We start from the raw sequence: 12,549 nt of genomic DNA, 5'->3' as shown, positions 1-12,549 counted from the left end.
TCCAAAAAAAGAAGCAGGACGCCCCGAGTCGGGGCGTCCCTTTCAACATGCTCCGGCGTTGCGCCTTGTCACGCCTGCCGGTCGTTCAGCGCCGGACGGCTCATCTCGAACGCCGTGCAGACGTGCGAGCCGTCGGACCGGATGAGGAACTGTTCATGGAACTGCAAAGGAAGCGTCGGGTCGCCGTTGATGTCCATGACTATGGATCCGTCCGCCTGCTCCACCGCACTCATCATGAACGCGCCGTGCTCGTTGTACTGCAGGCCCGGGAACACGCCGCTCATGAACCTCGCCGCAATGAGCGGCGTCTGCGAAAAAGCCTGCGCCACCCGCAAAAACTGCGCTTCGGAATGCGTCATGCCCCGCCAGAAATCCAGAATCGGACGCAGCACCGGATGATCCTCGGAAATCTCATGCTTCGGAATCTTCACCGGATGCACGCTCAGAGACGTGCCGTCCGCCTTCGTGAAGCGCAACGTCGCGCTCTGCCCCTGCCGCACGAAATCCTCGCCGAGCCGGTACACGCTCTCCGGCGTCACGTCGCGCATGGACGTCATTTCCAGACTCATGCGGATATCGTTGAGCGAAAGGGAGCTGCCGGGTTCGATCAGTTCCAGCAGCTTCCGCGGCGGCACACCCAGACCGCTGTTGTGGAACAGCTTCCACTCGTTGCTCCCCGGAAACGCCTCTCCCTCCACAAGCTTCACGCGCTCATGATACGCCGTGTCCACGGCGTCCAGCATGCGGGCCACGGCGTCCATGCCCTTCGCCGAGGCAGGCATGGGCCCCAGACGCCCTCCCGTAAAGATGTCCCACAGACGCGGCAGCGACAGCGGACCTCCGCCGTCATGCATGGCCGCCAGAATCTCTTCCGCGGAGGAGGCCACCCATTCCCGCAGCATGTCCTTGCGCGGCGACGACTTCGCCGACTCCATGAGCGGCAACAGCACCGCGGCCAGCGTGTCCCAGTCTCCCCGCGAAAGCGGCGGGTTGTGTCCGGCAAAGCTCAAATAATAGTCGGGAATGCTGTCTCTGCCGCCCAGCGTCTTGAGCTCCGTCATGATGCCGTTGTGCCCGCCCGGAATCTCGCTCGGATGCGTCGCGCGCACGTCGTACCAGCGGGCAAAGCGCGCCGCGTCGCCCCGTCCGCCGACGGCTTCCATTTCCCCGCGCACGGCGTTCATCAGGTCGAACATCGCGGTCGTCATGCGCTCGTCCTTCGGCTTGAGGCCGCGATCCCGAAGCCAGAGCAGAGCGCCCGCCGTGCTCTCTGCCGCCGCAGAACGCATGGCCTCGGCAAGCGCCCCCGCCTGCGCCGGGGAAAGGTGCGACGCGCCGATGAGAAGCGCCGCGCGCAGCGCGTTTTCCACGCCTTCCGCGTCGCCGGGAAGCGCGTCGCGCATGGCGAGATATTTGCCCACCAGAGCATGCGTTTCCATAAACACCTGTCGCGCCGTGACGCCGGGAGTGCCCAGCGAAACCAGATCGCGCACGAACGATGCGTCGCAGGCCGCCGAGGCGATGGAGGCAAGCACGTTCGCGTCGCGCAGGCCGAAAAGCTGCGCGGCCTCCTTCATGGCCGCCTTTTCCGCCGCGGTAAAGCCCGTCGCCACGCCGTTCGTCACCGTTTGTGCCGCAAGCGCGTCCACGGCGGCCATCGTCCGGTGCAGGCGCTCCATTTCCTGAACGAACGCCCCTTCCGCCGCCGCACGCACCGCCGCAGGATCCACGGCCCGGCCCGCGTCCACGGCGGCCTTCGTCACGTCGGCAGCCGCCCGCCGCACCGCTTCGCGCATGGGTTCGAGATTCACGCGCTCCATGTCGATGCCGGAGAAGTCCCGCGTTGCCGCAGCCTCGGCCATCAGCGCCCGAAATTCCCCCGTGTGCGGAACCGTGCCGCGCGTCCCTTCGGGAATCAGCGTGGAGAGCACCGCCTCCATCATGGAAAGATTGTCCGCGGCCAGACGCCCGGCCTGCTCGTCCGCAAGACCGGCCGCCACGGCGGGATCCATCGCCGGAAGACGCACGCCCGCCACGCCCACGAAGTCGCGCACATCCTCGGAAAGCCGGTTCAGCGGAACATCCCTCTGAAACGTGCTCTCCGTAAACGCCGCGCCCCGCCGCCGCAGCTCCCGCACGTCGGCTCCCGGCGCGGGCGCGTTGAACATGTCGAGCTTCATGCCGCTGCGCTGCTCGTCGCTCATGGCGGAAATGAGCTGCTGACCGAATATCTGAAGCGCTCCCGCCATGGGCAGCATTCTTGCCGAAATCATCATGGCGTCCCGTCCGTAGGCCCCGCTGCGCATCGCGGCCGCCGCGGAATTGAGTTCCGAGGCCAGGCGTCCGAACTTCGTCACCGCGCGCGACACCATTTCCGGCAGCATCTGCTGCGGCACGCCGCGACGCGCCAGAATCAGCGAAAGGGCGTTTTCCAGCACGGTATTCCTGTCGCGGGCGCCGAAATCGCCTTCCATCGCGTGGGTTGCGGCATCCAGCGACAAGGTGAGCCCCACCAGACGGTCGAGAAAAAAGTCGTCGAGCGGCGCGCCGTCGTGCAGCAGCGGCTCCAGCAGCACATCGCCGAACATCATGGCGTTGATGTACCGCGGCATGGTTTCCGGCGTGAGCGGCGGATCCAGCTTCACGGGCGGGTTCTGCGCCATCACGGCCAGTTCCTGAAGCAGCGGCAGATGCTCTTCCAGCAATTTCTCCACCGCCTCGGAAAGCGCGTCGAACACCTCCCTGCCGTCGGGAATGTGCATCGGCGAGACGCTCCCGAGCCTTTCCCGCGCAAGCGCCTCCACCTCGGGATGATGCCCCACGGCCACGGCAAAGCTCGCAGGCAGACCATGACGCTGCATGGCCACGCCCGCCGCGAGCTCGCCCGCCATCTCCACCTGACAGGCCCTGATTTCCGAGGCGCGCTCCTCGCGCGTGGACAGCGGCCCCGAACGCACGATGAGCTTGTTGCAGAGCGCGCTCATGCCGTCCGCCCCGAGCTCGCTCTGCGCTTCGTGAAGCGCCGCCAGAATGTCTGCGGGCTTCTCTTCCGCCGCAACGGCCTCCAGATCCTCGGCGCTCAGAGAGCGCGCCAGATCCATGTCCTGCGCGCAGGCGTCGGCAAAGGCCCGCTCAAAATTCCGAAAGTCAAACACCTGCAGGCCGCGGGCAAGTTCGCGGTCGAGCTCGCGGGCAAAAAAGCCGTTCCGGCCTTCCAGCGGACCGCGCATCCGCAGCATGAGCTCCCGCGCGGCCCGGTTCTTCTCGCCGTCGCCAAGATCCGGCAGACGGCTCAGCAGGCCCTCAAACTTCGGACACACTTCCGAAAGAACGTACGACTTCAGCGCCGCCGCCTGCTGCGCTTCGTCGCCGAGCGGCAGATTGCGCGACGCCGCAAACCACGCAAACGACGAGGCGTGCCCCGCCGGAAGGTTGCCGCGGCGGACAAGCTCCGCGCCCGCGATGGACGCGAGCTGCATGTTCAGCGCAAGCTGCGTCTGCCGCACCGCACCCGCCGTGAGCGGCTTGCCGCTCTGCATGAGCTCGTCGAGCGGCGCGCGTACCGCGCCGAGCTGCGCCGCGTAGGCCGGATGCTGAGAAATGGCCGTCATGAACGCCTGCACCGCCGCCCGGTTCTCCGCGGCGCGGGCCGACTCGAAATGCTTCTTCAACCCGTGCAGCGCGCTGCCCTGCCGCAGATCGTCGGCGGCGGGGGCATGAAACTGCACCTTGTCGTCAAGAACGGAAACGTTCTGAAACAGCGTGTTCAGATCAACAGGCATGGCAGCCTCCTCTTTCGGGTCAGACCCGCATCATGTTCTGCATGGCGGCAAGGGAGTCGTCTTCCGGGGGCGCTCCTCCGGCAAGTCTTTCCTGCTCCGCGCACAGGCGGCGCAGCTCATCTCTCCACTCTTCCGTCAGCGTCAGCACGGCGTCGAGCTTCTTCACAAAGTCTTCCGGCGAAAGACCGTACACGGGAAGCGCATAATTCATGCCAACCATGTTGGCGGCGGCATCGTAGCTGAGCGCCCCGCCCCGGGTCTGCATGAAAAGAAAGTTGGCGGCCAGAAGCCGACGCAGCACTTCGCCGTCGCGCCAGCCCGCAAGGGGGCCCACTTCCGCGTAGATCACGAACATCTGCTGCGCCTCCAGCCACTGGATCAGCAGTCCGCGGCCGTCGAGCATCAGATACGCGGCCCCGGCGTCGGAAAGCCGAATATCCAGTCCGGTTTCCCTGTTCAGCGCTTCAATGTAGGAAAGGCCCTGATCCATGATGACGCTCCTTTCACGCTTTTCCATGCAAAATCCGTGCCGTGGACAACGCCGCCCGCGAGGAACAAAGAACCGGCGCTCCGCGAAAGAGCATGCGAAGATTCCGCCTTCCGTCGAACGCGGCAAGGCGCGAAAGAGTCCGAACTTCGGCGCGCAGGCACACGGCACTCTTTTTCAGTATGGCACAGGGGCACACGGCGCACAAGAACAAATGACGCGCCGCTGCGCCGACCGGCATCACACCATGGCGGAGAAAAGAAAGAGCGCGTGCAGCGCGCACGCCAGAACAACGAACGCCTTTTCCGCGCGGCCTCCTGCGCCATGCCCGGCGCAGGTCATGGTCAGGCCGCCGCGGGGGCAGACGTTCAGGCAGTCGCGGCACAATGTGCAGGAGAGTCCGGGGCCTCCGGCTTCAAGACGTTCTTTCGTGAGCGCGCCGTAGCGGCAGACGCGCGTACACGCGCCGCAGAGCGTACACGTGGAGGATCGACGCACGCGCCAGGGGGAAAGCCGTCCCGCAAGGCAGGAGAGCAGCCCCAGCGGACAAATCAGGGTGCAGTAGGCGGCCCAGCCTCTGCGGCGGCTGACGAAGAAGGCTGCGGGAATCATGACGAGCCCCAGCGCCGCGCCGCAGGCCACGGCCGCAGGCAGCGACGCGAAGCGGCGAAGCGCCAGCGCCGCAAGACAGACCAGCAGAAGCGAAAGCGCGCGCCAGCGCAGCGGGCCGGGATGCGGCAAAGGCTTTGCACGGGACGCGGCCCAGGCGTCCCACGAGCCGAAGTAGCACAAATGACTGCACCACGCGGCCCCGAGCACGAGCACCGACACGGCAAACAAAAGCGGCATGAATCCGGCCGCGCCGCGGTACAGCGCTCCGGCCACGATGACGCCCGGCACGGGAATGTGCCATTCGCCGGTCATGGAAAACAGCGACCAGCCCGCAAGCGAAAGAAAAAACTGCGCGAAGAACACCACGGAAAACAACCGCCACGCGAACAGGCGCGTCCGGCCCGCCTTTGTCCTGTCCGCCAGACGGGCGCACACCCACGCGCTCCAGCATCCGGCGGCGAGCGCCTGCATCACGCCGAAGCCCGGGACAAGTCTGTGAACAAGCATGAGCTGCGGTGCAAAGCGCGCCATGCCAAAGAGCGGCGCAAAAGCGAGCAGAAAGGCCGCCGCCTGCATGAATCCCCGCTCACGGCCTCGGCAAAACCACGCGCGGCCCGCCTTCGCCGAGGTCGGCAGGGCCGCGCCCGCAGTGAAGGCCGTCACCGCCAGCATGATGATTGCAAGACGCGTCCAGGGCCTGCCCAGAGCCACGCGCATTTCCATGAGGCTCTGCGTGGTGACCAGCCACTCCCCCGCAAGCAGCAGAAGCAGGGCCGCCGCCAGCGGACGCATCCAGGCGCGCCGCGTCAGGCACATGAGCGCCCAGACCATGAGCGCCGCGGCCTCGCCCGCCTGCCCTGCGCGCCACACATGCGCCGCCGCCAGCGCGAGCGCAGGTACAAAAAACACGGGCGCAAGCCATGCGCGAGCAGCCTTTTCTCCGCTTCCGCCGTTCTGATGCATGATCCTACCTCCAGATGATTCCGTCGCCCGGCCTCTTGCCGGACGCTCTCATGCCTGCGCCGCAGCGCCCGATGCGCCGCGCTCCGCAGATGCGCAAAACAATGCCGTCACGCGCGGCGCAAGTTCAACGGCGTGCCGCCGACGCCATCCACCCAGCCTCCGGGCAGACCGCAAGCCGTCCGACGCTCCCCACAACATGCCGCATCCGCGTCTTCCCCGCCACCCCGCCGCCCGCGGGATTCCGCCCCCTCACTTTTCCCGCCAGCCTCGGTTCCGACGCCTCCGCGCAGCCCTGCCCCTGTCCTGCTTCTGTTCCCCGCGCGGATTCCGGCTTCTCCCACCGCGTTCGATCCCTCGCGCCTTTTCCTGCGCTTTCCCCGCACTTCTGCCGGACTCCATCCCGCCTTTTTGCGCCTCATTTGTGAAAAGTCGACACAAGCTTCACGCCGTCGCGCAAAACCTCTGCAACGCCGCGCATCTTCGCGCACTGCGCCCCGACCGACGCCGCAACTTCCCCGCAACGCCTTCCGCCGGTCACGGCTTGCCAACATAAAACAACTTCTGCGCTCCCGCCGTGACTGCGATCATGCTTTCATCGCCGTCCGTTCTCCTTTTCCCATCCCCCGATGCCGGGCCCGTCAACGATTTTTCCGGATTTTTCGTCAAGAACCCCTCTTTTGTGATTTAAATCACAGTTATTTTTTCTCCGGCACGCTATACCGGAAGCGCCGTGTGTTTTCATAAACCAGGGAGGAGAACCATGAAAGCGTCCAGACACGGTCCATGGAAAATGCTGCTGGGGGGCACCGCGCTGGGAGCTGTGCTGGTGCTTCTTGCAGCCGCCGGAATGCAATTTTCCGACTCAAGACCATTCTGTTCCACCTGTCACGTCATGCGCGAGGCCGCGCTCACGCACAGCCTCTCGCCGCATGCCGACCTCGCGTGCAACGAATGTCACGCGCCCCACAATCTGCTCGCCAAGCTGCCGTTCAAGGCGCAGGAAGGTCTGCGCGACGTCGTCGCCAACCTGCAGGGCAAGGAAGCGCCGCTCCTCGCGCGGCTGGAAACCCGGGAAGTGGTCAACGCCAATTGTCGCGCCTGTCACCGGGTCACCAATGAAGACGTCATGATGGCCAAGCCCTACTGCGTGGACTGCCACCGGGCCATGGCGCATCAGAAGAAAACCCCCGTCAGCTACAGGGAGGCGGCAGATGAATAAGATGAACATGCTCATGACAGGCGTTATCGTTGCCTGTTCCATCGTCAGCGCGGGCTGTCAGGACGATCCCCCCGTGGTGAAGACCCCCATTTACGAAAGCGGCCTTCCCGCAAACACGCTCGACGCTTCGGCCTTTGAAAAGGCCTTCCCCCGCCAATACGCCACCTATCGCCAGAACGACGAAAGTTCCGTCATGACGGAATACAAGGGTTCGGTGAACTTCCGCAAGAACGACGGCGTGAATCCGCTGCCCAAGGGCTTCCGGGCGGCGCAGCCGTATCTGAAGAATCTGTGGCTGGGCTATCCTTTCATGTACGAATACAACGAGGCGCGCGGTCACACCTACGCGGTCAAGGACATTCTCGAAATCGACCGCATCAACCGCTACTCGCCCGACGGCAAGGGCAACATGCCCACCACCTGCTGGAACTGCAAGGTTCCCGCCATATCGCAGTGGGTGGCCGCCGACGGCGACGCGGTGTGGAGCCGCGATTTCAACGAGTACCGCACCAAGGTGGACGTCATGAACGGAAGCATCAGCTGCGCCACCTGCCACGACACCACCAACATGGAACTGCAGCTCTACTCCATTCCGCTCAAGGACTGGCTCGCCAGAAGCGGCAAGGACTGGGCCACCCTCTCGCGCAACGAAAAGCGCAGTCTGGTGTGCGGTCAGTGCCACGTGGAATACTACTTCACCCACAAGGACAACGGTCCGGCCGGCAAGCCCGTGTTCCCGTGGGACAACGGCTTCGATCCCGAAAACATGTATGAATACTACAACACCCACGGCCCCAAGAACGGACCGTTCACCGACTTCGTGCATGCGGTTTCGGGCGTGAACATCATCAAGGCCCAGCACCCCGAATACGAAACCTGGCAGAACGGACCGCACGGCGCGGCGGGCGTTTCCTGCGCGGACTGCCACATGCCCTATCAGAAGCAGGACGGCAAGAAGTTCTCGAGTCACTGGTGGACCTCGCCCCTCAAGGATCCCGAACTGACGGCCTGCCGCACCTGTCATTCCGACAAGACTCCGGAATTCCTGCGCGCCCGCGTGCACGACATTCAGGAAAAGACGTTCCGTCAGCTTCTCAAGGCGCAGGAAACCAGCGTGAAGGCGCATGAAGCCGTGCGGCTCGCCAATGAATTTACGGGCGAACGCAACGCCGCCTACGACAAGCTCATGGCCGACGCCCGCGAAAACGTGCGCAAGGGACAGTTCTTCTGGGATCTCATTTCCGCCGAGAACAGCGTAGGCTTCCACAATCCGGCCAAGGCGCTCGACACGCTCATGAGCTCCATGGAATACAGCCAGAAGGCCATTGATCTGTGCATAGAGGCCACGAACGCCGGCATCGCCGCGAACCTCGCCGGCGACATCAAGGACATCGTGCCGCCCATTCTGGAATTCAGCCGCAAGCTCCAGCAGGATCCGGAATACATGAAGAGTCACAAGTGGCTCACCTACCTGCCCGTGCTGCCCGAAGCCGACCTCGTGTGGGAAGGCAACAAGCGCATCCGCTGACCCCCTTCCGCTCCCGCGGCGGACAAGCGATCCGCCGCGGAGCGCACGACAAAAAGCCCGCCTCCCCCTGCCGGGAAGCGGGCTTTCCTGCGTCTTCCGGTCGGACGCGGAATTTGTTGGAGATTCTCACGAAAAGCGGCATTTGCCGGGGCGTTCCGGCAAAAGCGGCTTCTGTTTCGCCTTCCGAAGGGAAACGGGTGTTGCTGCCTCTTCCGGGCCCGGAACGCGGAGCGTGCCGGGGCTTTCAGGCGGAAGCGCGTTTGTTTCGTCTTCCGAACCCGGAAGCGTTTTTCGTTGCGATGTCCGAAAAAACGCGGGCTTGTTTTCCGCGTGCAGGGCCTTTTCCGGACCCGGAGGCCGACGGCGCTTCCGGCGCAGGACGTGTTTTGCGAAGAAAAGCGTTGTCTTGCGCATGGTGCGCCGAAAGCAGAGGTTGCCCGCCTTTTGAGCGGAGCGCGGGGTGTTCCGCGCCTTTCCGGGCCGGAACGCAACGCGCGTTGCGCCTTCCATCTCGAGAGGGGCGGACTGTTTGCCCCTGCGGGCACACGTTTGCCGCGCTTTTGCCGCTTTTTGCCCGAAGGCGGGGGATCAGTCGGCGGAAGCTTCGCCCTTCTGCGCTTCGTCGGACGCCTGCGAAGGACGTTCCGTGAAGATGATTTCGGCGCGGGAATCGTCGTCGCGGATCAGCTCGTCCACGCCGGGAAGCACGATCACGCCCGAGCGCGGATTCTTGATGCTGTCCACGCGCGTGGTGATGACCGCGTGGAGATCGGACTTTTCAAAGCAGAGATCGGAATCCACCACTTCGCAGTCCACGAGCCTGAGATTGGTGCAGTAGCACAGCGGCTGCGAACTGATGATGCGGCAGCGCTCCAGCGTGAGATGATCGGAATACCAGCCGAGGAATTCTCCCTTGAGCACACAGTCGCGCACCGTGACGTTACGCGCGTGCCAGAAGGCGTCGCGACTGGTGATGTCGCAGCGCTCGAACACGCAGTCGTGCATGTACTGCAGCGCGTACTTGCCCGTGAACTTTACGTCGGCGCATTCCACGTTGCGCGCGTGCAGCATGAAATAGTCGCTCTTCGCCGTGCAGTCACGCATGGAGAAGTTGCGGGAAAACCATCCGAATTCATTGGAAATGATGTCGCAGTTGCGCACGGCCACGTCGCTGCATTCGCGCAGGGCCTTGATGCCGTGCAGCTTCGTGTTTTCAATGTCGATGTGATCCGAATACCACAGCGCGGCGCGACCGTTTTCCGTGATTTCGCAGTCGCGTATGGTCAGGCCGCGCACGTGCCAGAACGGATAGCGCAGATTGCACAGGCAGCGCTCCGCCACAATGTCTTCGCATTCCTTCACCGCGCTTTCGCCGTCCGCCGGGCCGGTGAACGAGCAATCCCTGATGCGCGCGTGGCAAAGGCCGTACAGCGCCCTTTCTTCGTCAAACGTCTTGCCTTCTATGGTTTCCATAACGGCGATTCTCCCAGAATGTTTCGTTGCCTGCAAAATATCGTCTTCTGCGGCAAAAGAGCAAATACCTATGCATTATAGCTGCCATGCCTGAAAGGCATGGAACACGCCTTTCGCATCAGGGCCATGCTCCGAGGGATTGCCGTGCGCCGCGCACGGCCCGAGGCGCAGAGGCCCGGCAGACTGAGCTTTCGCGTGCAGGCCGCTCTTTCACCGCTTCGGAAAAGATACCCCGGGCAAGGCCCGCGTTGCGGAAAAATATGATGCGTCGCGGAAAACGCCGCTCCGCGACTTCGCGATCTGGAAAAAGGCCGGGAAGGAGAATAATCCGCCGCGATTCCCGAAAATTCGCCGCCCTTGCTCCCTCACGAAGCGTCGGAGCCACGAGAATCCGCCGTTGTCCGCCCCCCTTGCAGAGGCCCAGACCGCAAAACAGCACAACGTTCCCTGTGTTCGTTCACCGCGGCTACCGGAACGCCAGCGACGCACATCATGCGCCGTTTCGGATGCTTTTTCCAGCGCTTTTATGCCCCCGTCCGGATATGCATTTTCCTGCGGACATGCCGGACGCAGTACACCCGCGTTGCCGTCGGAACGCACCGCAAACACCTTTCAGCCGCTGCAAGCAACGTAGTCGTTCCCGTCCGCAAGCCAAGGGGAAAGCGCGGGACGGGGGAGCGGCATCCTCAGGCCTGCGGCGGGCTCGTCGGAAAGCAGGCAGACGCGGCGGCCCTCTTTCGCCCGGGCGCGAATGTAGGGGGGGCCGGAGGAATCGGGAATCAGGCGCCGAGCCGGGCTGCGCATCAGACGGCGGGGCCGGACGCACCCGAAATCAACGCTCCGACGGGCGGGAGCAAGGGCCCGGCAAGGGGGGATGACGGAGACGGGAGGATGCTTCAACAAGGGAGGCAGGCGCGTCGCGCCTCGGGCGAGCCGGACGCGGAAGAAACGTTGGGAAACAAAGGACGCCCCCCGCTTTGCAGGACATGAAGGCCGAAGCCCGCTTCGCCCCATCGGCACAGCCACAGGCTCCGACAGGGCTCAGGGTCGCGACTCGCCATCGACGCGCATCGCCACGACAACGGACGGCCGAACGTCGCCCGCCGGCCCCGGAGAATCGGGGAGGCCCCGCCCCATCCTGAGTCCGCCTCGCCGCAGGTCGCTTTGCCCCGGCGCGTCGGGGGAGCCCGCCGCCCTCCCCTTCAAGCAACACTTGAACTTGCGTTTTCCCCGGCGCGGAGGGAATCGTGGAGGGGGGACAAAGACATTAACGCAGAAAGGGCTTGCGACACGCATCGCAACCCCTTCCGAAAATTTAGCTTCCCTGTACGGACCTGAACCACCGACCTAGTTACTTATCAGGCTGCAAGAAAAATAACAATTTCTTACGGAGTTATTATACTATGAAACGTTCTCTTTATTAAGTCCTTTTTGCCTGCAAAGTACTACTTACCATTAAAGACAACCAGTCTTGTATCCGGCGGGATTCCGTTTCTGCCAGTTCCATGAATCGCGACACATATCGTCGAGGTTTCGGGAAGCCGACCATCCAAGGATCTTTCGAGCTTTGTCGGCGTCGGCCCAGAACTCGGGCAAATCTCCTTCTCGACGCGGGCCGAATTCATACCTCACGCGGACGCCGCTGTTTCGCTCGAACGCAGTTACAATATCAAGCACGCTATAAGGCATGCCGGTACCAAGATTGAAGACCGCCGTTCCCTTGTGTTCGGCAGCATATTCCACGGCCCGAACGTGTCCTGCCGCAAGATCCATGACATGGATGTAGTCGCGACGGCATGTTCCATCCGGGGTCGGGTAATCATGGCCGAATATGGTGAGATGATCGCGACGCCCCACGGCCACCTGCGCCACATAAGGCATGAGATTGTTCGGAACGCCTTGCGGATCTTCTCCTAAGAGGCCGGATTGATGCGCGCCTATGGGATTGAAATAGCGAAGCAGCACCACCGAAAGCCGGGGATCGGCTCTGGCGGCATCCTCCAGAATCTGTTCCATCATGGATTTTGTCCAGCCATAGGGATTGGAGCAGCGGCCTCTCGGCATGGTCTCAACGTACGGATAGGGATTCTCCTCGCCGTACACTGTGGCAGACGATGAAAACACTATGCTGTGAATGTCACATTTCTGCATGCATTCCAACAGGGTAAGCGTAGCGTCAATATTGTTGCGGTAATAGGCGAGCGGCTTTTTCACCGATTCGCCCACGGCCTTGAGGCCGGCAAAGTGCATGACGCAGTCGATGCGGTGAGCGGTCATGATGCGGAGCATGGCTGCCTTGTCGCACACGTCGGCTTCATAGGCAGCAACGTCGCGATGCGTGAGTTCACTGATGCGTTTTATAACCTCTGGACTGCTGTTGCTGTAGTTGTCCGCAATGACGATGTCGTGCCCGGAATTCTGAAGTTCCACGGCCGTATGCGAACCGATATATCCCGCGCCACCTGCAAGAAAAACGAGCATAATG

At 63.3% G+C, this 12,549-nt stretch carries 7 protein-coding genes; 2 read left to right on the top strand and 5 right to left on the bottom strand.

Translation table 11 applies throughout. The annotated features are described in order from the left end of the window. Positions 1–68: 68 nt before the first annotated feature. From Q0K02_RS09465 to Q0K02_RS09455, 3 genes are all read right to left on the bottom strand, one after another. Positions 69–3,782, bottom strand: a complete 3,714-nt coding sequence (locus Q0K02_RS09465; RefSeq protein WP_294487944.1) for a hypothetical protein — start codon at positions 3,780–3,782, stop codon at positions 69–71. Positions 3,783–3,801: 19 nt separating this feature from the next. Then, complete coding sequence (locus tag Q0K02_RS09460) at positions 3,802–4,299, bottom strand: type III secretion system chaperone (RefSeq protein ID WP_294487942.1); 498 nt, start codon at positions 4,297–4,299, stop codon at positions 3,802–3,804. Between the two features lie 210 nt (positions 4,300–4,509). Beyond that, entirely contained in the window at positions 4,510–5,844 is a 1,335-nt protein-coding gene (locus tag Q0K02_RS09455) for a 4Fe-4S dicluster domain-containing protein (RefSeq protein WP_294487940.1), read from the bottom strand. 760 nt (positions 5,845–6,604) lie between these two features. Between Q0K02_RS09455 and Q0K02_RS09450 the strand changes: the two genes are divergently transcribed. Beyond that, positions 6,605–7,063 carry a NapC/NirT family cytochrome c gene (locus tag Q0K02_RS09450; RefSeq protein ID WP_294487937.1) on the top strand — a complete coding sequence of 153 codons (459 nt, stop codon included), beginning with the start codon at positions 6,605–6,607 and terminating at the stop codon, positions 7,061–7,063. Beyond that, the gene (locus Q0K02_RS09445) at positions 7,056–8,591 is read left to right on the top strand and encodes an ammonia-forming cytochrome c nitrite reductase subunit c552 (protein WP_294487934.1); all 1,536 of its coding nucleotides are present in this window, start codon (positions 7,056–7,058) and stop codon (positions 8,589–8,591) included. The genes Q0K02_RS09450 and Q0K02_RS09445 overlap by 8 nt, the downstream gene beginning before the upstream one ends. Before the next feature lie 588 nt (positions 8,592–9,179). Here Q0K02_RS09445 and Q0K02_RS09440 read toward each other — a convergent pair. Both Q0K02_RS09440 and galE read right to left on the bottom strand, forming a co-directional pair. Then, positions 9,180–10,064: a DUF3737 family protein gene (locus Q0K02_RS09440; RefSeq protein ID WP_294487932.1), complete on the bottom strand. Its 885-nt coding sequence runs from the start codon at positions 10,062–10,064 to the stop codon at positions 9,180–9,182. A gap of 1,455 nt (positions 10,065–11,519) precedes the next feature. After that, a complete protein-coding gene (gene galE / locus Q0K02_RS09435; protein WP_294487930.1) occupies positions 11,520–12,545 on the bottom strand; it encodes a UDP-glucose 4-epimerase GalE in 1,026 nt (341 codons plus the stop codon). Positions 12,546–12,549 lie beyond the last annotated feature (4 nt).

It is taken from the genome of uncultured Mailhella sp. (assembly GCF_944324995.1).
Taxonomy (GTDB): Bacteria; Desulfobacterota; Desulfovibrionia; order Desulfovibrionales; family Desulfovibrionaceae; genus Mailhella.
This window is presented reverse-complemented; position numbering and strand designations above follow the sequence as displayed.